This window comes from Mesorhizobium sp. M7A.F.Ca.MR.245.00.0.0, assembly GCF_003997415.1.
Lineage (GTDB): Bacteria > Pseudomonadota > Alphaproteobacteria > Rhizobiales > Rhizobiaceae > Mesorhizobium.
The window spans coordinates 268,362-292,170 of the sequence record NZ_RZTE01000004.1 but is presented as its reverse complement, the minus strand read 5'-3'; the positions used below and the strand labels follow the sequence as shown (position 1 = coordinate 292,170).

Sequence of the window (23,809 nt, the reverse complement as noted above, 5' to 3'; positions counted from 1 at the left end):
GATCAAGGCGGCGCTCGACGCCGACCTGCCGATCATGGCGGCGAACATTCCGGTTACACTAGCCATTCCCCGCTGGGCAAAATTTGCCTTCCCGCAGGAAGCCGTCAGCGCGGAGGAGGCCTGATGGCGGCCGACCGCGTCGGCGCGCCGGCACGCGCCTGGCAGCGCATGCTGTCAGGCCGCCGGCTCGACCTGCTCGACCCCTCGCCGCTCGACATCGAAATTTCAGACATTGCGCACGGGCTCGCCCGCGTTGCCCGCTGGAACGGCCAGACCAGCGGCGAGCATGCTTTTTCGGTTGCCCAGCACTCGCTGCTGGTCGAAGCGCTGTTCCGCGACCTGGTGCCCGAGGCTTCGGCCGACGCCCGGTTGGCGGCCCTGCTGCACGACGCACCCGAATATGTCATCGGCGACATGATCTCGCCGTTCAAATCGGTAATGGGCGGCAGCTACAAGGATTGTGAGTTGCGGCTGCAGCGCGCCATCCATCTGCGCTTCTCGCTGCCGCAGGAGCCAAGTGCTGCGCTGCGCAAGGAGATCAAGCGCGCCGACCAGATCGCCGCCTATTTCGAGGCAACGCTGCTCGCCGGCTTTTCGACCGCCGAGGCGACCGAGTTCTTCGGCCGTCCGCGCGGCTTCAATGCCGACCGCTTCGATTTCACGCCACGCTCGGTGACCTGGGCGCAAAATGCGTTCCTGAAGCGGTTTTCCGCGATCGAGACGTCGCGGCACCAGGTTTCGGCAACCGCAATTGGCTAAAGCGCGTCGCGCTGAAACGGATTCATGCGCCGCGCTTTAGGTCTTGTTTTATGCATGTCGTTTCCCCCAAAACCGAGGTCACTTTTGGGCGACATGCATTAAAACGCTAAATTAACCGGCGGCGGCCACAATAGCGCGTTCGATCACGGTCCGCAGGCGCGCTCATGCCCGTCGCTGATGCCAAGGATGGTTCGACCATCCCGAAACGGGAGGCCGAAGGCATGGACCGCTCCCGCCACATGGAAGACGAACTGCGCGAGCAGAACCAACGCTTTTCGGCTGCGGTCGAGAACATGTCGCACGGCCTGTGCATGTTCGACGCTGACGAGCGGATGATCATCTGCAACGGCAACTACCTGAACATCTTTTGCCTCGAAGCCAGCGTCATAAGGCCCGGCATCCGGTTCCTCGACATTCTGCGCCACAGCGTCGATATCGGCATCGCCTCGCAAACCGCCGACGAACTCTACGCCATCCGCAAGCCCTATATCGATCAGGCAATGCCCTCGACCTACGAAGAAACACTGTCGGACGGCCGCATCGTCAGCATCTCGCACCGCCCTCTGGCTCTGGGCGGCTGGGTCTCGATCTACGAGGACATCACCGAGCAGCGCCGCGCGCAAGAGGATCTCAAGGAGCAGCACCGCCGCTTCGACGCAGCGCTTGCCAACATGTCGCAAGGCCTGCTGATGTACGGTGCCGACGGCAAGATGATCGTGCGCAACCGGCGTTTTCTTGAGCTCTACAATGTCACCGCGGCAGACTTCCCGCTTGGAACCACGCATCGCGAAGCGCTCGAACGATTGCTGGAACTCGGCATCTACACGGAGATCGACGTCGACAGCGAAGTCGCCAAGACCGAAGCCTGCCTGACGGCGGCAAAAATGCATTCGGCCTACCGGCATCTTACCGACGGCAGAACGGTTCTGGTAACACGCCGGCCGATGAACGGCGGCGGCTGGGTAGTGACCTTCGACGACGTCACAGAACGTCGCCGCACCGAAGAGCGCATGACCCATCTTGCGCATCACGATACGCTGACGGGACTGCCCAACCGCTCGATGTTTCGCGAACGGCTCGACCTTGCGCTGGAAGCCACGGCGGTCACGCCGCTGGCAATCTTTTCGCTCGATCTCGATCGCTTCAAGGCGGTCAACGACACCTGGGGACATCCGGCCGGCGACTGGCTGTTGAAGAGCGTGGCCGAGAGGCTGCAGCGCTGCCTGCACAACGAAACCGACGTCGTCGCCCGTTTCGGCGGCGACGAATTCGTCATCATCCAGTTCAACTTCAAGGGCATTGCCAATGCAGAAAAACTCGCGAAGCGCATCGTCGAGACAATCGGAAAACCGTTCCGCGACAAGAACCGCGAGATGCATGTCGGCATCAGCCTGGGCATCGCGGTTTTCCCCGACGACGGTGGAGATGCCGACACGCTGCTGAGGAACGCCGATACAGCGCTTTACCGGGCGAAGAGCGAAGGGCGCAATCAGTATCGGTTCTTCGAACCCGGAATGGACGCTATGGTACAGGCACGGCGTGCGCTGGAGATCGACCTCGAGACCGCGCTGCCGCGCCAGGAATTCGACCTCGACTTCCAGCCCATCATGAACATCGCATCCGGGGAGATCGTCGGCGCCGAAGCCTTGATGCGCTGGCATTCGCCGACACGCGGCACGGTGGCGCCGGACAGCTTCATTCCGGCCGCCGAAGAAACCGGATTGATCGTGCCGCTTGGCGAATGGGCGCTGAGGAAAGCCTGCACGGCGGCGGCCGACTGGCCCGCCGGCCTGCGCGTCGCGGTCAATGTCTCGGCCGTGCAACTTAAAAGCGGCAGCTTCGCCCGCAGCGTCATCTCGGCGCTGGCTTTCTCCGGCGTGCCAGCCGATCGGTTGGAGCTGGAAATCACCGAAACCGTGCTAATGGACGAAAGCGAGGCGGTGCTGAGGCCGCTGCGGCAGTTGCGCGAACTCGGCATCCGCATCGCGCTGGACGATTTCGGCATCGGCTATTCCTCGCTCGGCTATCTCAGGCGTTTTCCCGTCGACAAGATCAAGATCGATCGTTCGTTCATCCACGACCTGGGCAATCGGGACGCCGCGGCGATCGTTCGCACCGTCATCGGGCTGGGCGCCGAGCTTGGCATCACTGTCACCGCCGAGGGGGTCGAGACCGAGGTGCAACTCGACATCCTGCGCGGCAATGGCTGTACAGAGGCGCAGGGCTATCTGATCGGCGTGCCGTCAACGGCCGCCGAGATCCAGCGTCTATTGAAATCCCGAGCGCTGCACAGCCAGACCGGCTGAGGCCGGCCATCGTCAACGCAGCGTGTCGATGTATTTGCCGTGGAAGCTGACATAGCCGGGCTCGACCATCTTGAGATGCCGCTCGATCAGCGCATGAAACCGCGGCAGTTGATGAAACGGCACGCCTGGATAGGCATGATGCTCGGCATGGAACGGCATGTTCCACGCCAGCCTGCGGACCAGCCAATTGGTCAGCGTGGTCCTGGTGTTCTCCAGCATGTTGGCGACGAACGGACAACGGCCGTGCTCGGCTAAGAGATAGAGGCGCAGAAACGGCTGCCCCAACAGAGCGGGCAAGATCCAGACATAGACAAGCACCGAGAGCCGGAAATAGACGGCCAGCAGAAGGATCACGGCATAAAAGGCAATCATGGCGCGTGCCTCGATGCGCACCTTGTCATAGCCCTTTGGCGGAACGTAGCTTTCGCGACCACCGCCCGCCGCGTTGGCATAAAGCGTCTTCAGGTGGCCCCACCATAACGGGATGCCGGATATGTGGACGAGGTATTGCCGCCATGTCTCCGGCTTGGGGAACGCCAGTTCCGGATCATTGTCGGGATCTTGCGTGTATCGATGGTGGGCGAAGTGGAAGTAGCGGAACCAGTCGGCCGGGAGCGCGATCGCCAGGCTGCACACCCGCGCCACGGCATCGTTCAGCCATTGCGCCTCGAAAGCCGTACGATGAACCGTCTCGTGCAGCAGCGTGAACAGGAAGACGATGAGGATACCTTGCGGCAGCATCAGCAGTGGCCAGAACGGCACCTTGGCGGCGATCAGCGATCCGACGACCACGATCGCGCCCCAATGAGCAGCAAGCTGAACGAGGCCCGCAACATCAGACTTGGCGGTCAGCCGGTTGCGCTCCTCCTGCGTCAACGATGAAATTACGTCACGATGATCCACGTGCTTCGATCCAGACTGGAGCTTGATGAACCCACTGTAGCCAATGAACAACCTTTCCAAAAACGACGATTTCTGCAATCTAGATAAGCTGAACTTATCTATTCGGTGATTATGGCCGTACCTCCCTCTCTCAAAGGACTTCAAGCTTTCGAGGCTGCGGCCCGTACAGGCAGCTTTGCCGCGGCAGCAGAAGAGCTTTCGGTGTCGGCCGCTGCCGTCAGCCAGCTCATCCGCACGGTCGAGGAGCAGATGGGCCGCAAGCTGTTCCACCGCGTCAACCGGCGCGTCGTCCTCACCGAGGCCGGCGTCGAGATGCTGCCCAGGCTGACCATGGCCTTCCAGGAGATCGGCAGCGTCGCGCGCCAGCTGGGCGGCGATACGTTCCGCCCGCGCCTTGTGGTGTCGGTGCCGCCATCCATGGCCATGGGTTGGCTTTCACAGCGTCTCGCTGGTTTTGCCTCTAGCCATGGCGCCGTCGACATATCGCTCAGAGGCGACGACGACCCGGTGCCGTTCGACCGTGAACTGATCGACATCAGGCTCTCCTATGGGCCGCATTATCGCGAGCACCCGACCGAGGACATCGTCCAGGACGCAGTCTATCCCGTGTGTGCGCCCGGGCTGGCGGACACGATCAAACCCGAAGGCCTGGCCAGCCTGCCGCTTATCCACACGGGCTGGGGACCGACTGGTGCGTCCTTTCCGTCCTGGCACAACTGGTTCGAGGCGGCCGGTATCGAGCCCGGCCGGGCAGCGCAGCGCGGCCTCTCGGCCAACTCATCGCGCGCAGCGCTCGACCTTGCGATTTCGGGATTGGGCGTGGCGCTGGCGCAAGGGATCTACTGTGCCGAGGCGCTGGAAGACGGCCGGCTTGTCAGGCCCCTCGCCCAGGCACTGGAGCTACGCCAGCCCTATTGCCTGACGATCCCCGAGCGCAGCGCCAGGCGCGACGTCGTGGCGGCGTTTCGCCAGTGGCTGATCGACGAATGCCGACGCGCAGTGAACTCGCCGGCACTGCGTTGACGTATAGTGCCGCGATGATCAGAGGTGCCCGCTCAAGGCCTCAGCCATGTCCTTGTTTGTCGCCACGGGGATGATCTCGAACTCCACCAGATCGGCCCATTCGATGACCCAACGCTGCAGCAGCGTGACGTCATCGGTCTCCACCATCAGGAAGCAGCGGCTCATGTCCGCCGCGATCCAGCTGTGGTGCACGAGAAGCTCGTCCGGTTTCAGGCGGCCGCGGTCGCGAAAGCGGCGATAGATCTCCTTGCGATCGCAGCCGGTGAAATCCTCGATCACGATAAACTGCATGTTCTACCCCCGATCAAATTACCGCCCCGGCCGGTCCAGCCGCTCCAAGAACCACTGCGTCAGCCGCACCCAGACCTCGTCCTTCTCGCCGGAATCCTCCCAGCCATGGTCGAGGTTGGGATTGTCGTTGACCTCGATGACGAAGACGCCGTCCTTGGTCTCCTTGAGGTCGACGCCGTAGAGCCCGTCGCCGATGCAGCGCGCCGCCTTTACAGCCGTCTCGACGACATGCGCCGGCGTCTCCTTCAGCGTGAAGGTCTTGATGCCGCCCTGGTCGGGCTTGCCGTTGGCCTTGTGGTTGACGATCTGCCAGTGCTTCTTGGCCATCAGATAATGCACGGCAAACAGCGGCTGGCCGCCGAGCACACCAACGCGCCAGTCATACTCGGTCGGAATGAATTTTTGCGCGATCAGAAGGTCGGAATCCTCCAGCCATTCGGTAGCAAGCGTCTTCAGTTCCTCGAAATTGGCGCATTTCTTGACGCCGCGCGAGAACGACGAATCCGGGATTTTCAGCACCAGCGGAAAGCCCAGCGTCTGCGCTGCCAGTTCGAGATCCGAGGTGCCGGCGATCATCACCGTCGGCGGCACCGGCACCTTGTTGTAGGCCATCAGCTCGTTGAGATAGACCTTGTTGGTGCAGCGGATCATCGACAGTGGATCGTCGATAACCGGCATGCCTTCCTGCTGGGCGCGGCGGGCGAAACGATAGGTGTGGTTGGAGATCGAGGTGGTCTCGCGAATGAACAGCGCGTCGTAATTGGCGAGCTTGGCGAGGTCCCGCTTGGTGATCGGCTCGATTTCGACACCCATCTTCTCGGCGATCTTGGCCCAATAGCGCAGCGACGATATCTCCGATGGCGGCAATTCCTCATGCGGGTCGACCAGCGTGGCGAAGGTGTAGCGCGCCGGCGTGCGGCCCTTGGTGTCGCGCCATTCGCGGTTGGTGTAGGTCTCCAGGCACTGGATGAAGCTTTTTTCCTCGTCCTCGGTCATCCGCGCCAGCGGATGGAAACCGATCTTGCGGATCGAGGCCCATTCGGCGCTGTCCTTGATGTGGACTTCGAGCGCCGGCGCGCGGAACCAGTCGAACAGAAGTTTGGCGAAGCGGTCCCAGATTTTCGACGGGCCGATGCCGAAGAAGATGCAGACCTTTTGCGGAAAAACGCCGGCGAGATCCTTGCGGCATTTGTTGAGCGCCAGCTCCAGTTCCGGCAGCGCGTGTTCATAGAGCTTGCGCTCCGACAGGTCGATCATCGTTTCGACCGTCGGGATCACCTTGTGGCCGCGCGAGCTTGCCAGCAGCGACGCATAGTAGCCGCGGCTCTGGTAGCCGTAATTGTTCGACAGGTTGATGACCTTCGGCCGCTGGCCGCGAAACAGTGACGGGTGCGCGAGATAGTCGCGATTGGTGATGATCTTGTGCGGTGTCGCCACCTGGTCGAGATCGCTCTGCCTGCCGGTAAGGATGACCCAGGTCATTATCTGTCACGCTTTCCCAGAGTGATGGCGGCACGCAATCCATCGCGACCGAACTGCGCCATGTTCATGAAGATGCCGTAAGGCACGGGAATGTTGGCTGCATCAAGGATGGTCTCCTGCCTTTCGTCCTCGACCCAAGGGTCGTGGATCAGGATATGGTCGCCGTCATCGCCGATCGCCAGCACCCAGTGCGGCACCTTCTTGCCAAACATCAGGAAGCCGCTGATCAGCACCAGCACCAGCTTCCCCCCAGCGATCGCAGCGCGGATATCGTCGATTGTGAATGCACGGTAATTCACCGGGATGCCGTAAAGTTCCGCGCGTCGGCGAAAGTCGACCTGGGCCAGTTCCATCACCCTGCGCTTGTCCTCACTGCGTACCGATTGCAGGAACAACGCGCCATAGAAGGAAACGTAGATCTCCACCGCGAGCCCGCTTTCGTAGCCCGAGACAGCGAGGCCGAATGGCTCGCAACCACCGGGACCAGACATCATGAAGACGGTCGTCGCTTCACGCCACAGGCGGATTTCCATGACCGGATTCGGCACGAAGCCGCGATCGAAATTGGCCATCGCCATCATCAGGCAGCAAGGGCCGCAGGTGAATTCGCAGGTCTGCGGGTAAAACGGCACCTTGGTGGCGATCGGAATGTCGCCACGCAAGGTCTTTTCGTAGCGAAGTGCCGTTTCGCCATCCTCATAGTAGCCGGGCTCGCGGCCGATCTTGCGATACCCGGCCTGTTCGTAGATGCGGATCGCGCGGCTGTTATCCTCGCGAACTTCGAGACGCAGCATCATGCGGTCGTGCTCGAAGGCGGCATCTTCGGCGGATTCGAGCAGCATGCGGCCGACCCCCAGCCCGCCGAAAAACGGACTGGTTGCAATGGAGTAGAGGCGCGCCACCCCGCTGCCCTTGCGAAACAGCACGATCGCGTAGCCGGCCAGGCGGCCATCGACCTCGGCGACCAGCGTCTCGGCGGTTTCACGCTCGATGAACAGGCGGAAGGAGCGGCGGGAAATACGGTCGCTTGAGAAAACAGCTTTCTCAATGGCGGCGAGATCATCGACGTCAGACGCGCGGGCCGTGCGGATCTCGGCAGGCATGCGGCTTCAGAAAACCTCGATTGGTGGTGGAAATGGCCCTACTCGAACACGTCCTTGACGCCGACCAGGGCGTTGGGAAAACCGGCGTCCACCTGGGCGCACGAAGTCCGCTCCACCACCTTGAATCTCGCCTCGTGTTTCCAAAAACCGCTTCCGATTTCCGGGGCGATGCGACGGCATTCATCAAGCGCTATCGCACCTCGATTAGGGCCGAATTGTGACAAGTCCGACGCGGCCCGACGGGTGTGAAAGGTCCTTCGGCCGGATCGGCATTCGCGGATCGACGGCACCGGCAAAAGCAATGCCGTTCAGCTTGCCAGCCCGTTCACAAGTTGCGTGTAGGCGCTCCTGGCGACCTCGGCCAGCCGCTCGCGCGGCAAGGAGCCGACCACGGCGCAGCCATAGCCCTTGTCCAGCCAGTAGACGGCCTCGGGTCCATCTTGCGCGGCGGCGTAGGTGCCCTTGGCATTCTCCGTCGATTCCGTGGTGACAAACAGCGATATACGCTGCCCATTGCCGTCCTCGTAAAGCAGCATGGCGGCCTTGCTCTCGCCTGCCGGCAACAGCCGGCCGCCGACCAGCTGGAATCCGTCGGCGGTCAGGTCCGGCGCCACCAGATTCAGCCCTATCCGGTTGGACAGCCATGTCTGCAGATGGTCCTTGTCGCTGGCCGGCACCTCGACGGCATGCCGCTTTTCGGCGGCATAGATGACATGAGCCGCGATTGCCTGCTCGGCCAGCCGATCTTCGGCCGGGTCCTCCTGGCCGATGCCATCGATGCCGGCAAAATAGCCACCAAGTCCGCCTACGGCCAGAAGCACGGCGGCAGCAGCGGCAAGCCACCAGCGTGAGCGTGGCACAGCTGCCTTGACCGGCACCTCGCCAAGCACGACCTTGTGCAAGTGCCCAGGCACGGCTTCGTCCAGCACGTCGGCGAAGGCGGCACGCAGCGCCGCCCGGTCGGCGGTGAAACGGGCGCTCCTGGCCTTCATCTCGGGATTGGCGTCGAGCCAGGCATCGTAGGCCGCGCGCTCATCGCCGGGCAGCTCGCCATCGAGCGCCATATGGATGTCACGTTCGGAAAAGTCGCGGCGGATCATTTCTCGACGATCCTTATCGCGCGGCGGCGCGCCGTGTCGTCCAGCAACCCGCGCAATTCCTCACGCCCGCGCGCAATGCGCGACATCAGCGTGCCCGCAGGCACGCCCAGAATGTTGGCGGCTTCGGCATAGGAAAAACCTTCGATGGCAACCATGACAAGGGCTGCGCGACGGTCGGGGCTGATCGCCTGCAATGCGTCGACGATCTCGCGCGAGGCAATGCTCTCCATCTGCTCGGCCGGCTGGGCAACGGCCTCGCCCGCCTCCAGCGGCAGCATCGCCGCCTCGCCGCGGCGGTTCACCTTGCGCATCTGGTCGATGAACAAATGATGCATGATCGTAAACAGCCACCTCCGGGGGCTTTCTCCCGTCTGCCAGTTGTCGAGCCGCACAAGCGCCCGCTCGAGGCAATCCTGGACAAGGTCGTCGGCAGCGTCGCGGTCGCGCAAAAGCGAGCGTGCGTAGCGGCGCAGGCGCGGTATTTCGCCAAGGATTGCTGCCTTCTTTTCGTCCATGACCGCTGGTTTCGAGGTCGCCCTTATTGATCCCAATTGAACGCGCCTTCCGGGCACGGCGCAAGCGGCCAGCGCGAAGCGGTCTCCCGCCCCGGTCACCCAAGCAATGCAATAACGCTGGCTAGTGCCGATTTATTCCCGGTCGGGGTGAAATCTTATTGTTCTTGCTTGCCTTTATCCGTTTTCCCGCGCCGCCCGCGTCAAAAGCCGCTGATAAAACAGGCCGATGCCGATCAGCACGGCGCCAAGGCCGATGAACGACAACGCCCTCAGCACACCTTCCAGCTCCGACATGTCGAAGATGAAGACCTTCAGCACGGCGATCGCGATCAGCGCGGCCGAGGCGACGCGCAGCACCTGCGATTTCAACCAGACACCGGCTGTGAGGAGCGCAACGCCAATCACCAGCCAAAGCGCCGAGTAGGTATAGGTTTCCAACTGGCCGAGGCCGCTCCACAAGCCGATGAACTCGCCCTTGAACAGGCGCCTCACCGACAGCGTGGCATAGGCGAAGGCAAGCACGGCAGCCACCACGGCCAGCATCTGCGCATACCATTTCGGCCGCTTGTCCATGGCGTAGAGCGCCAGTCCCCCGGCGGCGACCGCAGGCAGGAGATAGGCGAGGAACAACAGGTTGAACACCGGGATCCGGCCTGTCGATTCGTCTGACAACAGCGGATTCAGCACGACGAAGTGCCTGACAACGATGAAGGCGACCGAGGCCACACCGGCGGCCATCGAACCATAGCGCAGCACCGAGCTTGGCGAGCGCATGTCGATGGCGACCAGGATGGCGCCGGCGCCGATGGCGATCAGGGTGTAGATCGACTGTTCGGCGAGCGTCATGGCACCCGTGTCGATGACGCCGCCGTGCATGGCGTGGCGCACCAGCATAGCGAGCGTGAGTAGCGCAAACAGCGCCGCAGCCGCCTCCATGGCAAGGCGCGGCCGGCCATTCGTGGTGCGCGCAAGCTGCCAGGCGGCAAAGCCGAAGGCCAGTGCCGGCACGCCGTAGCCTGGCAGCAGCCAGTTGAACACCGGCGTCGTCGACAGGAACCCGGCACCGACGATGGTCGGGTCGAAAGCGACGCGGCCAAGCACCGCGATCACCGCGCCGACCGAAATCCAGCCGAGCACCGGATAGGCGCGCCAGCGCGTAGTCAGCGCCGGCACGATGGCCGCCGCACCGAGCAGGATGGTGGTCCAGCCGGAATCGAAAGCCATATGCATCAGCAGCAGCCCGGCGATGGCCGCGCCGCCCAGGGCAAACGACACCGCGACACCGCCCTTGAGCGGCGGCTCCTCGGCCCGCGCGATCCACTCGCCGCCGGCGGCGAAAATGACGACCAGCAGTGCCGTTGCGGCGGCGTAGACAAGATCACGGTCGAGATTGCCGAATGTGAACCAGAGCGCCAGCAGGACGACAAGCGGGACGATGACGCCCCACGCTGCCCATGAGGCCGCGCGGATCTGTGTGCCGGCGGCGAACCGGCGTGCGGCCCAGAAGCCGGCGCCGATGAAGACCAGGCCGAGTACGATGCCGATGCGCAAGGTCAGCGCGTTGGACGTGGCCACCGGCAGTCCGTCGACGCCCAAGGCGCCGCTGGAAAAATCGGAAGCGATCGAGGTTGGCGGGATGATGCCGAGATAGATCAGCACCGTGACCAGTCCCGCGGCATAGAGGAGCGGCAGCGCCAGCGGACGATAAAGCGCGACCCCCACCATCGCGGCGATCACCACCGCGCCTGGCAAGGCGTAGCCGGCGGCAGCGAAGGCCGGGTCGACCGACAGGCCCAGCGCCGAGAATGCGACGAACAGGCCAGGCACGATGGACGGCCAGTCGAAAGCCCTGGCTGGTCCAGGTTCGTCGTCACGGCGAGCGAGCCAGACAAGGGCGAGCACGGCCAGCGTGACGGCGTCGATGAACAGGATGGCAGAGAGGTTCGCCCCCGGCGCATCGGTCATATAGAGGATGGTCCAGACACCGGTGCCGAAAAAGGCGGCCGCCACCAGTAATTTCCAGTCTCGCATGCGGGCGATGACGCCGGTCGCGGCGAGCACGATCGCGAGATAGCCGAAAAGCGCCCAGGGATTGGGTGCCTGCGAAGCGACCAGCACCGGCGTCACCATGGCGCCGACAAGGCCGATGCCGGCCAGCGCCTGGCCATGGACAAGAGCTGCCGCGATCGTCGCCACACCGATGACGCCGAGCAGCGTGAAGGCGAGTGCCGGGCCGATGAAGCCGTAAATGCCATGCGCGGCATAGACGGTGCCGAACAGGATGAAGGCACCGGCAGCAGTCAGGATCGCTGGAATATAAGCGCCGGCGGCCCCTTGCACCGGCACCTTGAAGCCGGTGCGCCGGATGAACTCGCCGCCGGCCACCAGCACCAGGCCGAGCACGCCGGCCATGGTCAGCCGCACGCCGGGACCGAAAATACCTGCCTCGATGGTGTAGCGGATCAGGAACAGGCCGCCCAACGCCAGCGCGATGCCGCCAACCCAGACCGCCCAGCGGGTACCGAGCGCGGTTTCGACATCGGATTGGCGGGCGGCTTTCGCCGCTGCGGGAAGCTCCGCAGGTTCCACTGCCTTCGGTGCCGGTTCTGGAGCGGTCCACGGCCCGGAGACGATCTCGCCGGTCGAGTCTTCCGTGTCCGTGGCTGGCGCCGGGACGGTGACCGCTGCGCTTACCTCCGGCGGAACGATATCGGCCGCGGCCGCTGCGTCCGGAGCCATATCGGCGGGCGCGTTGTCGGCCACCGCCTGTTCGGACGGCCTGGCCGCAGGCGGAACGGCTCCCGAGAGCACAAGGCTGCGCAGTGCGCCAAGCTCGCGCTCGACAAGGCCGATGCGGCTCTGCTGGCGCGAAATGATGACGAACAAGGCGATGATGGCGACAAGGCCGATCAGGCTTTCAAACATGGCGGTTCCCCCAAACCAGGCCAGTTTTCACTGACATTCGTCTTACTGACATTCAAATGCGGCGGCCAAACGGCCAGAAAATCCAAGCTCGGAAAACTCAATGCGCCGCCAGTCAACGCGCCGCCAGATTGGCGGCCGGAAAGATCGAGCATGTTTCGGTGCCGAAAGCCAGCAGCTTGCCGCCGGCATCCTTCAGCGTCGCTTCCGACACCGCCAACGTGCGGCCCTTGTGAACAACCCTGCCCTCGCACACCACCTCGCCGGTCTTCGGCGTGATGGGACGCGTCAAATTCACCTTGAACTCCGCCGTGGTATAGGCCTCGCCCTTTTCGAGCAGCGTCTGCACGGCACAGGCCAGTGCCGAATCGAGCAGCGTCGCCGCCCAGCCGCCATGCACGCTGCCCAGCGGATTGAGATGGCGCTCGCTCGGCATGCCACGAAAGACAGCGCGCCCTTCCGAGACTTCGGTGAGAGTGAAATTCAGCTGGAAGGAAATCGGCGGCGCCGGATACTTGCCGTCGACGATGCGCTGCAGCAATTCCAAACCGGTGTATTTCAGGATGTCGGCGTGCGGAATGGTGCCGAGGCCGAGCGGTGAGACCCGGCCAGGATAAAGTTCGACCTCGCTCATGTGATGATTTCTCTGGCTGCATCTTCGCCAGCTATGGCCTTGCCGCGCGCGTGATGTTTGCGCAAGGCGGCGAGGAAGCCGGTACGAGCGTCCGGCGGCTCGATGCCGCGCGGCTCATAGACGTGGCGGTTGAAGAAGAAGCCGGTGAGCCGGAAGGCGTCGTCGACATCAGCCGCATCGGCGCGCAGGCCGGAGCCGCGCTGCAGGAAGGCCGGCAGAGCCAGCATCTTGTCGCGCCACGGCAAACCGGCTTCGCGCGATACCGCACGTCCCGACTTCGGTGAGACATAGGCCAGATCCTGTCGCGTGCCGGTGGCGGCACATTGACTGAGATCGAGGCCGAAGCCGAGTTCGTCCAGCACCAGAAGCTCGAAGCGCGCCACCAGTTCGCCGGCAACGTCGGCGTCGTCGAGATGGACGATCATCACGGCAAGCGTTTCGTAGAGACCTTCATGCGCGTCGCGCTCGGGCAGCAGGCGCAGATGCGCGGCCATGGTCTGCAATCCGTAGACGGCGACGGCACTGTCCATCAACCGGGCCGCGTTCATCTCGATCGCCTCGGCCTGGAACGTGCCGAGATGTTCATCAAGCCGCGCACGCCACAACAGGTCCACGCGATTGCCGGGCTGGAGCACAGGCTGCTGCTTGCGCGAACGGCCGCCACGAACAAGGCCGAGATGACGGCCATGCGCTCGCGTCAACACCTCGAGAATGGCGCTGGTTTCGCCATGCTTGCGGGTGCCGAGAATGATTCCCTCGTCGCGCCATTCCATTTCAGGAGCTTTTCACCGATCGGGTGGCGAAATCAAGGTATGGGCTTGGCCCCGGGTAACTCTCATGCCAATGCATCAAAAAACCGCCCGCAGCGATGTGCTGCGGGCGGGCTGGTGAGGTCAGTCGATCCGTTAGAAATTGCGCTGGAAGCGAACGATGCCGCCGACGCTGCTCTTCTTGTCGGCCTTCGTCCAGTTGTTGAAGTCCAAGTCGTCGAATTTTCCTGCATTGAGGTAATCGACTTCAGTCGTGATCGTAAAGCCCGGCACAATGGTATAGGCCACGTTGGCCGCGACGCCGAGGTTCTTCCAGTCGTCATAGGAGACCTGGGCGTTGATCGAGGTCTTGTCGTTGAACTTGTAGGTGCCGCCGCCCCAGATCGCCCAGTTTCCGCCCCATGGCTTATATTGGGTACGGCCTGTCCCGAAGTCGTTGATGTTGTCGTTGGTGCCGTAGCCGCCCATGACGAACAGCGTCAGTTCCTTGCTGACGTTGACGTCCAAACGGACCTTGCCGGACACTTCCTCATAATTGCTGTCATAGGCCACGACGCCGGTGATCGCACCCCAGTCGCCCTTGTACTTCAAACCGCCGACGACATGCGGAACATAGCTGTCGATCGTGTTGACGCCGGTGCCTTCTTCGAGCGAGACCACGCCCGTGAAGCCGCTGCCTGCGTCGAAGTAGTAGCTGATGAGATTGGTATCCTTGACACCATACGGGATGAGCGTGTCCTGGATGACGTTGCCGGCATAGCCGATGAACTGGTCGTATACCGTTTCATCCTTACCGACGCGCAGGCCACCGAGCTGGATCCAGGCGAAGTTGAGGGTGGTGGCCTTGTTGCCGGCCTGCCAGCCGGTGCCGTCACCGGTATAGTCGCCGGAAGAGTTGCCGAACTGGAAGCGGGTCTCGGTGAAGGTCTTCAATGTGCCGAGCTCGGTTTCCTGGCCGGTATAAGTCCTCAGCGTGAAGCGCATGTTCTTGTAGTAGGTGTCGTTCCTATCGCCGTCCATGTGATCGGCAACGTTATTGGCGCCATCCAGCGCGCCGGAATCGCCGACGCCCATGTCGTAGCGGAGATAGCCGCCGATGCGCAGGCAGGTCTCGGTGCCCGGAATGTAGAAGTAACCGGCGCCGTAGACGTCGCAGATCTTGACGTATTCGGCCGGTTCCGGTTCGGCGACGACGACAGCGTCGGCGGCGCGCGCGCCGCTGACCGCGATCAGGGCCGCGGCTGAGCCGAGAAGGAGGCTCTTGATGTTCATTTTCTGACCTCTCCAGTCATAGTTATAAATGGCTTCGGATTTGTGGCTGGCGGCAATGTTTTCCCGCCTCACCCCCACAACGAAAAAGGCTCACACCGCTCGCCCTTTTCAGCGGCGAACATACCCATCGATCATCTGCCTTCAATGACGATTTCCGGAATAATGACAATTCCACAAACAGATTAATGCCGTGTTGCACAAATAACACTTGATAATCCGACGAGCGGCACAAATGGCACAATGTCATTTATTAAATATATATACGGATACTTTCGCGACTAACTATACTGATAACGTGTTATATTTCCAATATGGCGGCATACTACGCAAAGTATACCTCAATTCCGTCGAAATTTATCCGATTCTTGCCGCCTCCCCTTCTGTTGCCAGATAACGCCCATCTGCAAATCCCGCTCTGATACCGAGGCGAAAAGCGGGATGACGCTTCCAAGGGTGTCTGCCCCCTCCAAGGCGGTCGAAACTTCCTGGAGTGCCGTCGTGTCGCCGATTGTGACAGCAGCCAGCCGTTGAAAAACGATTCCTCCGTGACGCCCTCTCAGTCGACCTGAACGACGCAGGCGATGCGCTCCCCCCCGCCTCGATCAGGCGGGTGGGCACGCATAGGTCCGGGAAAGCATCGCCTCGGCCAGAATGTCCCTGGTCGCGCCATACGGGGGCGGATGGATCGGCGACAGGATCAGGATCTGGTGGGCGAGAGCGCCTTGAACGTTTGGCACCTCACCCCCGCCGCGCATGATCGGCAAGCACCTCATCGATCACATGACGGGATTTTTCAACCTCGACAGGGTAGACGTCGATCTGTCAAGCTACCGTGATCAGCGCCTTCCAAAGCGTCCAGCCACGACCACGCGCCCACATCGCCTCATCGGCTGGAAGGCCGGCGCGAAACGCCTCCCGGCTTTTGCCTTCAAACAATGTCCAGGCAATCGCCAGATCGCAGGCGGGATCGCCAACGCCAGAGGTTCCGAAGTCGATCACCGCGCCCAACCGGCCTTGCCTGACCAGCAGGTTTCCGCAACTGACGTCGCCGTGGAACCAGACCGGCGCACCGTGCCATGGCGCGGCAAGTGCTGCCTCCCACACCGCGCGGGCTGCGACCGTATCGATCTTGCCGTCGAGGGCTGCAATCGCTTGCCGGGTTTCGCCATCGTAGACGCTGAGTGCTCCGCCGCGAAAGAAGTTGTGTTGTCCCGGCGCCGGTCCGCCAGTGGCATCGATCCTTTGCAAGGCGACCAGGAACGCGGCCAGGTCGGTCGCGAATCGCGGCAAGCTGGCGATACGCTCGCGCTCTGCCGTCTCGCCTTCGATCCAGCGGTAAACGGACCAGTGCCAGGGATAGCTTTCGGCCGGAACTCCCATCGCCAGCGGCACCGGGATCGGCAGCGGCAACAGAGGTGCGAGCCTCGGTAGCCAGCGATGCTCCTTTTCCACCTGCAGGGAATAGGCCGCGGCGCTTGGCAGCCGCACGGTCATCTCGTCGCCGAGATGAAAGGTCCTGTTGTCCCATCCGCCAAATTCGACCGGCCTGACCGCAAGATCTTTCCACCAGGGGAATTGCGTGGCCACCAACCGGCGGACCAAAGCTGTGTCAATCGGAGGCTTGTTGTCCATCGACCCTAGCGCGGAAACTCGAGCCCCATCTCGCGATAGCGCTCAGGGTCGTCGCCCCAGTTCTCGCGCACCTTGACGAACAGGAACAGGTGCACCTTCTGTTCGAGGATGCCCGCTATCTCCATGCGTGCCGCCTGGCCGATGGCGCGGATTGTCTCGCCCTTGTGGCCAAGAACGATCTTCTTCTGGCTGTCGCGCTCGACATAGATGGTCTGGTCGATGCGCACCGAGCCATCCGGCTTCTCTTCCCATTTCTCGGTCTCGATATGCGAGGAATAGGGCAGTTCCTGATGCAGCCTTAGATACAGCTTCTCGCGCGTGATCTCGGCCGCGAGCTGGCGCATCGGCAGGTCCGAGATCTGGTCTTCCGGATAGTACCAGGGGCCGACCGGCAGAGCCTCGGCCAGATAATCGAGCACGTCCTTGCAGCCGGAACCGGTCAGCGCCGACACCATGAAGGTGCGCTTGAACGGCACCCTTTCGTTCGCTGCCGCCGACAGAGCGAGCAGCGCTTCGTGCTTGACGCGGTCGACCTTGTTGAGGATCAGCACCATCGGCTGGCGCACATCCTTCAGCCGTTCGAGGATGGCGTCGGCGTCGCCCCTGATGCCGCGTTCGGCATCGATCAAAAGCAGCACGATGTCGGCGTCCTTGGCCCCGCCCCAGGCGGTGGTCACCATCGCCGTGTCGAGCCTCCGCTTCGGCTTGAAGATGCCGGGCGTGTCGACAAAAACGATCTGCGCATTGTCATGCGTGGCGATGCCGCGCACGATGGCGCGGGTCGTCTGCACCTTGTGGGTGACGATCGACACCTTGGCGCCGACCAACTGGTTGACCAGCGTCGACTTGCCCGCATTGGGCGCGCCGATCAGCGCGACAAAACCGGAATGCGTGGCGGCTGCGGTCGCCGGCTCTTCGGTGGCGGTCATGCCGCACTCCCTTCACTTGAGCGCGCGCGCTCCGATTTTTGGGCCGATGTGGTGGCCCAGACGCCTTCGCGCAAAAGAAATGCCGAAGCCGCCGCTTCTTCGGCAACCCTGCGGGAGCCGCCAGTACCGCTTATCGGCGCAAAGCCGCGGACCTGCAAGGACACGGTGAAGACGGGCTGGTGATCCGGGCCTTCTCGTTTTTCGATCACATATTCAGGGCGCGCATCGCTGGTCTTGGCAATCCATTCCTGCAGATCGGATTTCGGATTGAGCGGCTTTGTGATCACCGTATTCGAGCGCGGTTCCCAGTAGCGCAGGACAAACCGCCGCGCGGCCTCGATGCCACCGTCAACGTAAACCGCCGCGATCAGGGCTTCGACCGCATCCGCCAGATAGTTTCCGCCCGAGCCACGCGACCGCATCTTCAAGGCAGAATCGGCGCGGACCAGATCCTCCAGCTGCATTTCGATGCCGATCTCGGAGCATGTCCGTGCATCGACCAGCGCATTGAAGCGCGGCGCGATTTCACCTTCCGGCGCATCGGGAAATTTTTCGAAAAGCATATCGGCGACGACAAGCCCGAGCACGCGGTCGCCAAGAAATTCAAGACGCTGGTTGTTGGTGGCGGCCTTGACCGCACTGGAATGCGTCAAGGCGGTCTCGAGCAAGCGGATATCCTTGAAGACGTGGCCGGTCTTGGCTTTTACCAAACCGGCCAGAGTTTCGCCTGTCGGACGCTTCAAAGCCATCAATTGACGAAGTGGAACAGGCGCGAAGCGCGCATCAGCGACGGCCATTTCCAGATTTCGAGAGGGCTCGCCTTGCCGGCGATCGAGAAGAAAACAAGATTGGCACGGCCAACCAGATTTTCCGCGGGAACGTAGCCGACGGTGAAACGGCTGTCGGCGGAATTGTCCCGGTTGTCGCCCATCATGAAATAGTGGCCGGGCGGCACATCGAATTCGCGGGTGTTGTCGCCGATCGAGTTCGAATTCAGGTCGAGCGTGTCGTAGCTGACGCCGTTGGGCAAGGTCTCACGATAGACATCGATCGGTCGCGATTCCTCGGTGATGTCGGGATTGTCGATCTGGCCTGTTTTCACGCGCGGCACGCCGACGCCGTTGATGAACAGCTGGCCGTCCTTGACCTGGATCTTGTCACCCGGCAGGCCGACAACGCGCTTAATGTAGTCGACGGACGGATCAGGCGGGAACTTGAACACCGCCACGTCGCCACGCTTCGGCTCGGCGCCCCAGATGCGGCCCGAAAAGATGTCGGGGCCGAAAGGCAGCGAGTACCGCGAATAGCCATAGGACCATTTGGTGACGAACAGATAGTCGCCTTCAAGAAGCGTCGGCCGCATTGATCCCGACGGGATCGAAAAAGGCTGGAACAGCAGCGTGCGGATGACCAGGGCGAGCAAAAGCGCCTGGACGATGACGCTGACGGTCTCGCCAAGCCCGCCGGATTTCTTCTCGGATTTTTCAGCCACGCTCATGTCGTCCTCGATTGTGCGTTGGATGGTATAGAGTCTCGGCGCGCGCTGGGCAACGTCAATGCCGGTCGTCAGAGGCAATCAATGTGGCGCTTCTTCGACGGGCAGCGCCTCGATGATCACAAAGGCTTGAGCGAGCGGGAAATCATCCGTGATGGTGAGGTGGATTGCCGCCCGATGGCCGTTTGGCAGGATCTTGTCCAGCCTGGCCTGCGCTCCTCCCGTCAGAGCCATGGTCGGCGCGCCACTGGGCAGGTTGACGACACCCATGTCGCGCCAGAACACGCCCTGCGCCATACCGGTGCCCAGCGCCTTGGCGCAGGCCTCCTTGGCGGCGAAGCGTTTGGCATAAGAGGCCGCGCGGGCGCGTCGATTGTCGGAACGCGCCTGTTCGATCTCGGTGTAGATTCTCTGAATGAAGCGCTGACCGTGACGCTCCAGCGATTTCTCGATGCGTCTGATGTCGATAAGGTCGCTGCCGATGCCGATGATCATCGCGCGGTGGAACCGATGCTTGCGCCGGGATGGGACGATTGCGCATGCCGGCTTGCGCGCTCGGCCAGACGTTTGCGCCGCTGTTCGCGGAAAGCGTTCATGCCCCAGCGCGTGAGGGCGTAGAACAGCAGCCCGAAGGCGAGCCCGAGCGGAACCGCGCCTATCAGCATCGGTTCAAGGACCGGTTTCCACAATTGCGCGAAGGAGAGGTTGTGCAACATCTCGCCCAGATGTGCCGGCGGCCCATGCGTCGGCAAGCGGTCATGCAGGATGAGCTTGCCCGTTTCCCACGACGCCCCCCATAGCAACGGGAAGGTCAGGGGGTTGCCGAAAAAAACCGCGCCGAGAGCGGCCGCCACCAGATTGCCGGCGATCACCCAGCACAGGAGGGCAGCGATGATGAAATGGAAACCGACGGGAAAGAATGAAGCGAAGACCCCGGCTGCAACGCCGGCCGCCACCGCATGCGGTGTGGCCTTCAGCCGCAGGATGCGCTTGGAAAAATACTGAAGCGAGCGCGAAAATGAGCGGCGCGGCCAAAGGTAGGTACGCACCCGCTCGTAAAGGCCATCAGGCTTGCGGCGTCGAAAAAGCACTCTGTTCCCGTTCCACGGCTCCCGCAACGGCACCTTAGCCGGGCGTGGCAGCCACATCTTGCGCTTGACGATCACCCAATGGCAATCGCAAGCATGATATAACGACGCGCTGACAGAAGAACAACCAAGCACCGTCTGTCCGATGCGCACTCGTCGCCGCCCCTCGGGGTGGTTCATGCTTCGAACATTGGACAATCGCGGCGAATTTAAGGAAAACTGGCAGTCGCTTTTTCGAAGAGCACCAGCGCTACGGCAGGTATTCGCTGACCTCGACCAGATTGCCGTCCGGGTCGCGGAGATAGACCGACATCATCGGACCGCGGGCCCCGATACGTTCAACCGGACCGAGTTCCACCGCCACACCATTGGCCGCGAGCCGGGCACGGACCTCATCCAGTGGCCCGTCCGTGACCAGGCAGAAATCGCTCGAGCCCGGAGCCGGCGACTTCGCCTTCGGCTCGAAAGTGCGGCCGACCTCATGCACATTGATCTTATGGATACCGAAAGCCAGCGCCGTCGGCCGATCCGCCGCGTCGATGCGCTCAAAACCCAGCACGCGCTGGTAAAACTCACAGGTCACTTCCAGCGAAGCGACCGTCAGCACGAAATGATCGATGCCGGTGATCATTTCCAATCTGTCTTCACGCATGTCGCTTTCCACAAAACCGCCGCACACTGTTGGGCGAAAAAAATGCCCCGTCAGATGTTGCGGCTGCCGGGCTTGATCGCCGGGATGGCGGCAAGCTCCGGCGGCAGCCGGTCGGCCGGATAGGCCGGGACCTCATACTCGGCCAGCGCGATGAGCGGCACACCGACATCGGTCTTGCCAGCCGAACGGTCGATGATGCAGGCCGCGGCCACTACCTCGGCGCCAAGATCGCGCAGGCACTCGATGGTCTCTCGGATCGACAGGCCAGTGGTGACGATGTCCTCGACGATGACGACACGCGAACCCCTGGCTATCTCGAAGCGGCGCAAGCGGAACTCGCCGCCTTCCCGCTCGACCCAGATCGCCGGCACGCGGAGATGGCGCGAGGTCTCGTAGGCTGGGATCAGCCCGCCGATCGCCGGGCCTACGACATAGTCGATCTTGCCGGGCACGCCTGCGCGGATTTTCTCCGCCAGCGCCTTGCACAGTAGCTCGGTCTTGTCGGCATGCATGAACACGCGCGCCTTCTGCAGGAAGACCGGACTGCGCAGGCCCGAGGTCAAAATGAAATGCCCTTCCAGAACAGCACCCGCCTCGCGGAAAATGCCCAGCACTTCATCGGTGTTCATGTCTGCCTCTTTTTGATTGACCATGACTTTGTCCGAAACCGGAGCATGATCTAGCCATTGACGCGTCTTGCGTCGCTGACGCTCGAATTGTCCTTGAGCTGCGACAGCAGCCGGTTGAGGTGCTTGAGATCCCAGACTTCGAGATCGATCAGCATTTCGGTGAAGTCGGGCGCAGTGCGCACCATCGACAGCGTATGGATATTGGCGTCGTTCGAGGCAACCACCTGCGCTATATCGGCGAGTGACCCCGGCGCGTTGATGGCGGTGACCGAGACACGCGCCGGAAAGCGTTCCTTGGTGCGCTCGTCGATGTCCCAGCGCACGTCTATCCAGCGCTCGGGCTGGTCGTCGAACGCCTGCAGCGCCGGCGACTGGATCGGATAGATGGTGATGCCGGTGCCCGGCTGGACGATGCCGACGATGCGATCGCCAGGCACTGCCCCCTCCGGCGCGAAGCGCACCGGCAGATCACCGCGCACGCCGCGGATCGGCACGGCGCCATCGCGTGGCTGGTCCTTGTCCTTGCGCGCGGCGCGACCCGGAATCTGGAACAACATACCGGCCGCATTGCGGATCTTCGACCAGCCCTCCTCGCGCGGCTTGGGGACGGCCGTAGTGACGCGCTCATCCTTGTAGTCGGGGAATACCGCCTTCATGACGTCGGTGGAGGCGAGCTCGCCGCGCCCGACGGAGGCCAGCACATCCTCGATGTCCTTGCGCGCCAGCCTGTGCAGCACCTGCTTCAGGCTCTCCTTGGTGAAGGTCTTGCCGGCACGCTCGAAGGCGCGTTCCAGGATGCGGATGCCGAGACCCGAATATTGCTTGCGGATGGCGTTCTTGGTGGCACGGCGGATGGCCGAGCGCGCCTTGCCGGTGACGACGACCGATTCCCACGCCGCCGGCGGCACCTGCGCCTTGGAGCGGATGATCTCGACCTCATCGCCGTTCTTCAGTTCCGTCATCAGCGGCATGATGCGGCCGTTGACCTTGGCACCGACGCAGGTGTCGCCGACATCGGTGTGCACCGCGTAGGCGAAATCGATCGGTGTCGCGCCGCGCGGCAGCGCAATCAACATGCCTTTCGGGGTGAAGCAGAACACCTGGTCCTGGAACAGCTCCAGCTTGGTATTTTCGAGGAAATCCTCGGGATTGTCGCCCTCGGCAAGCTGCTCGATGGTGCGCCGCAGCCAGGCGTAGGCGTTGGTTTCCTTCGAAATCGCGTGGGCGGCGCCATTCGTCTTGCCGCCGGTGTCCTTGTAGATCGAATGGGCGGCGACGCCGTATTCGGCGATCTTGTTCATCTCTCGGGTGCGGATTTGCAGCTCGACACGCTGGCGCGACGGGCCGACAATGGTGGTGTGGATCGACCGATAATCGTTCTGCTTCGGCGTCGAGATGTAGTCCTTGAAGCGGCCCGGCACCATCGACCACGCGGTGTGGATGGCGCCAAGCGCCCTGTAACAATCCTCGACCGTATCGACGACGACGCGGAAGCCGAAAATGTCGGACAACTGCTCGAAGGACAGCGCCTTGGCCTCCATCTTGCGGAACACCGACCACGGCTTCTTCTGCCGGCTCTTCACGCCGGCGTTGATCGCATGCTTCTCGAACAGCGTGGACAAAGCCTTTTCGATGTCCGTCAGCACGCCCTTGTTGCGCTCGAAGATTTCGGCAAGCCGTGCGGTGACGGCGCGATAGGCTTCCGGATTGATGAAGCGGAAGGCGATCTCCTCCAGCTCCTCGCGCATGCCTTGCATGCCCATGCGGCCGGCCAGCGGCGCGTAGATATCCATCGTCTCCTCGGCGATGCGCAGGCGCTTGGCCTCCGGCATGTGGTCGAGGGTGCGCATATTGTGCAGGCGGTCGGCGAGCTTGACCAGCAGCACGCGGACATCTTCTGAAATCGCCAGCAGAAGCTTTCTCAGGTTTTCCGCCTGCTCGGCCTTCTTCGAGACGAGATCGAGCTTCTTCAGCTTGGTCAGGCCCTCGACCAGCTTGCCCATTTCGGGGCCGAACAGATCGTCGATCTCGGCCCGTGTGGCGGTCGTGTCCTCGATCGTGTCGTGCAGCAGGGCGACCGCGATCGTCGCCTCGTCCATATGCATCTCGGTGAGGATGGCGGCGACTTCGAGCGGGTGCGAGAAATACGGGTCGCCGGAAGCGCGCTTCTGGTGGCCATGCTTCTGCATGGCATAGACATAGGCCTTGTTGAGCAACGCCTCGTTGACGTCAGGCTTGTAGCGCTGGACGCGCTCGACAAGCTCATACTGACGCATCATGGGCGGGATCTCGCAGCGGTGAAAT

Annotated in this window: 21 protein-coding genes and 2 pseudogenes; 4 read left to right on the top strand and 19 right to left on the bottom strand. The window is 62.5% G+C overall.

The window, feature by feature from the left end; all coding sequences use genetic code 11:
• From EOB80_RS35100 to EOB80_RS07845, 3 genes and pseudogenes are all read left to right on the top strand, one after another.
• A pseudogene (locus EOB80_RS35100) lies at nucleotides 1–124 on the top strand (folate-binding protein); the annotation flags it as partial.
• Nucleotides 124–759, top strand: coding sequence for an HD family hydrolase (locus EOB80_RS07850; protein ID WP_127271677.1), 636 nt, complete (start codon nucleotides 124–126; stop codon nucleotides 757–759). The pseudogene EOB80_RS35100 and the gene EOB80_RS07850, both read left to right, overlap by 1 nt.
• Before the next feature lie 164 nt (nucleotides 760–923).
• Nucleotides 924–3,065, top strand: a complete 2,142-nt coding sequence (locus EOB80_RS07845; RefSeq protein ID WP_127327240.1) for an EAL domain-containing protein — start codon at nucleotides 924–926, stop codon at nucleotides 3,063–3,065.
• Nucleotides 3,066–3,077: 12 nt separating this feature from the next.
• Here the strand turns inward: EOB80_RS07845 and EOB80_RS07840 are convergent, their stop codons facing one another.
• Nucleotides 3,078–3,968 carry a fatty acid desaturase family protein gene (locus EOB80_RS07840; RefSeq protein ID WP_127327239.1) on the bottom strand — a complete coding sequence of 297 codons (891 nt, stop codon included), beginning with the start codon at nucleotides 3,966–3,968 and terminating at the stop codon, nucleotides 3,078–3,080.
• Between the two features lie 111 nt (nucleotides 3,969–4,079).
• On the opposite strand from EOB80_RS07840, the gene EOB80_RS07835 reads away from it, so the two are divergent.
• Nucleotides 4,080–4,991 carry a LysR substrate-binding domain-containing protein gene (locus tag EOB80_RS07835; RefSeq protein WP_127327238.1) on the top strand — a complete coding sequence of 304 codons (912 nt, stop codon included), beginning with the start codon at nucleotides 4,080–4,082 and terminating at the stop codon, nucleotides 4,989–4,991.
• 18 nt (nucleotides 4,992–5,009) lie between these two features.
• Here EOB80_RS07835 and EOB80_RS07830 read toward each other — a convergent pair whose 3' ends face one another.
• From EOB80_RS07830 to EOB80_RS07745, 18 genes and pseudogenes are all read right to left on the bottom strand, one after another.
• Nucleotides 5,010–5,270: a DUF3303 family protein gene (locus tag EOB80_RS07830; RefSeq protein ID WP_245466280.1), complete on the bottom strand. Its 261-nt coding sequence runs from the start codon at nucleotides 5,268–5,270 to the stop codon at nucleotides 5,010–5,012.
• 30 nt (nucleotides 5,271–5,300) lie between these two features.
• Nucleotides 5,301–6,764, bottom strand: coding sequence for a RimK family protein (locus tag EOB80_RS07825; RefSeq protein ID WP_127327236.1), 1,464 nt, complete (start codon nucleotides 6,762–6,764; stop codon nucleotides 5,301–5,303).
• On the bottom strand, nucleotides 6,764–7,867 hold the full coding sequence (locus tag EOB80_RS07820; RefSeq protein WP_127327235.1) for a peptidase C39 family protein: 1,104 nt from the start codon (nucleotides 7,865–7,867) through the stop codon (nucleotides 6,764–6,766). Before EOB80_RS07820 ends, EOB80_RS07825 begins: the two co-directional genes overlap by 1 nt.
• Nucleotides 7,868–8,175: 308 nt before the next feature.
• Nucleotides 8,176–8,967 (bottom strand): anti-sigma factor, encoded by a 792-nt coding sequence (locus tag EOB80_RS07815; RefSeq protein WP_127321389.1) that lies wholly within the window; start codon nucleotides 8,965–8,967, stop codon nucleotides 8,176–8,178.
• On the bottom strand, nucleotides 8,964–9,482 hold the full coding sequence (locus EOB80_RS07810; RefSeq protein WP_127327234.1) for an RNA polymerase sigma factor: 519 nt from the start codon (nucleotides 9,480–9,482) through the stop codon (nucleotides 8,964–8,966). Before EOB80_RS07810 ends, EOB80_RS07815 begins: the two co-directional genes overlap by 4 nt.
• Nucleotides 9,483–9,656: 174 nt before the next feature.
• Nucleotides 9,657–12,407 (bottom strand): DUF2339 domain-containing protein, encoded by a 2,751-nt coding sequence (locus EOB80_RS07805; protein ID WP_127327233.1) that lies wholly within the window; start codon nucleotides 12,405–12,407, stop codon nucleotides 9,657–9,659.
• A gap of 112 nt (nucleotides 12,408–12,519) precedes the next feature.
• The gene (locus EOB80_RS07800) at nucleotides 12,520–13,038 is read right to left on the bottom strand and encodes a PaaI family thioesterase (RefSeq protein ID WP_027162667.1); all 519 of its coding nucleotides are present in this window, start codon (nucleotides 13,036–13,038) and stop codon (nucleotides 12,520–12,522) included.
• The gene (recO, locus tag EOB80_RS07795) at nucleotides 13,035–13,811 is read right to left on the bottom strand and encodes a DNA repair protein RecO (protein WP_127321915.1); all 777 of its coding nucleotides are present in this window, start codon (nucleotides 13,809–13,811) and stop codon (nucleotides 13,035–13,037) included. Before recO ends, EOB80_RS07800 begins: the two co-directional genes overlap by 4 nt.
• 132 nt (nucleotides 13,812–13,943) lie before the next feature.
• Entirely contained in the window at nucleotides 13,944–15,080 is a 1,137-nt protein-coding gene (locus EOB80_RS07790; protein WP_127327232.1) for a porin, read from the bottom strand.
• A gap of 738 nt (nucleotides 15,081–15,818) precedes the next feature.
• Nucleotides 15,819–16,712: pseudogene (locus EOB80_RS07785) on the bottom strand (aminoglycoside phosphotransferase family protein).
• A gap of 5 nt (nucleotides 16,713–16,717) precedes the next feature.
• The gene (gene era, locus EOB80_RS07780) at nucleotides 16,718–17,641 is read right to left on the bottom strand and encodes a GTPase Era (RefSeq protein WP_023812871.1); all 924 of its coding nucleotides are present in this window, start codon (nucleotides 17,639–17,641) and stop codon (nucleotides 16,718–16,720) included.
• A complete protein-coding gene (gene rnc, locus EOB80_RS07775) occupies nucleotides 17,638–18,390 on the bottom strand; it encodes a ribonuclease III (RefSeq protein WP_127327265.1) in 753 nt (250 codons plus the stop codon). The genes era and rnc overlap by 4 nt, the downstream gene beginning before the upstream one ends.
• Entirely contained in the window at nucleotides 18,390–19,139 is a 750-nt protein-coding gene (gene lepB, locus EOB80_RS07770) for a signal peptidase I (protein WP_127267160.1), read from the bottom strand. Before lepB ends, rnc begins: the two co-directional genes overlap by 1 nt.
• 78 nt (nucleotides 19,140–19,217) lie before the next feature.
• Nucleotides 19,218–19,631 (bottom strand): holo-ACP synthase, encoded by a 414-nt coding sequence (gene acpS / locus EOB80_RS07765; RefSeq protein WP_127327231.1) that lies wholly within the window; start codon nucleotides 19,629–19,631, stop codon nucleotides 19,218–19,220.
• Nucleotides 19,628–20,227, bottom strand: coding sequence for a DUF2062 domain-containing protein (locus EOB80_RS07760; RefSeq protein WP_127322859.1), 600 nt, complete (start codon nucleotides 20,225–20,227; stop codon nucleotides 19,628–19,630). The genes acpS and EOB80_RS07760 overlap by 4 nt, the downstream gene beginning before the upstream one ends.
• 247 nt (nucleotides 20,228–20,474) lie before the next feature.
• Nucleotides 20,475–20,876 (bottom strand): VOC family protein, encoded by a 402-nt coding sequence (locus EOB80_RS07755; RefSeq protein ID WP_127327230.1) that lies wholly within the window; start codon nucleotides 20,874–20,876, stop codon nucleotides 20,475–20,477.
• Nucleotides 20,877–20,926: 50 nt separating this feature from the next.
• Nucleotides 20,927–21,505: an orotate phosphoribosyltransferase gene (gene pyrE, locus EOB80_RS07750; protein ID WP_127267157.1), complete on the bottom strand. Its 579-nt coding sequence runs from the start codon at nucleotides 21,503–21,505 to the stop codon at nucleotides 20,927–20,929.
• Between the two features lie 50 nt (nucleotides 21,506–21,555).
• A complete protein-coding gene (locus EOB80_RS07745; protein WP_023812864.1) occupies nucleotides 21,556–23,784 on the bottom strand; it encodes a bifunctional (p)ppGpp synthetase/guanosine-3',5'-bis(diphosphate) 3'-pyrophosphohydrolase in 2,229 nt (742 codons plus the stop codon).
• Between the last annotated feature and the right edge of the window lie 25 nt (nucleotides 23,785–23,809).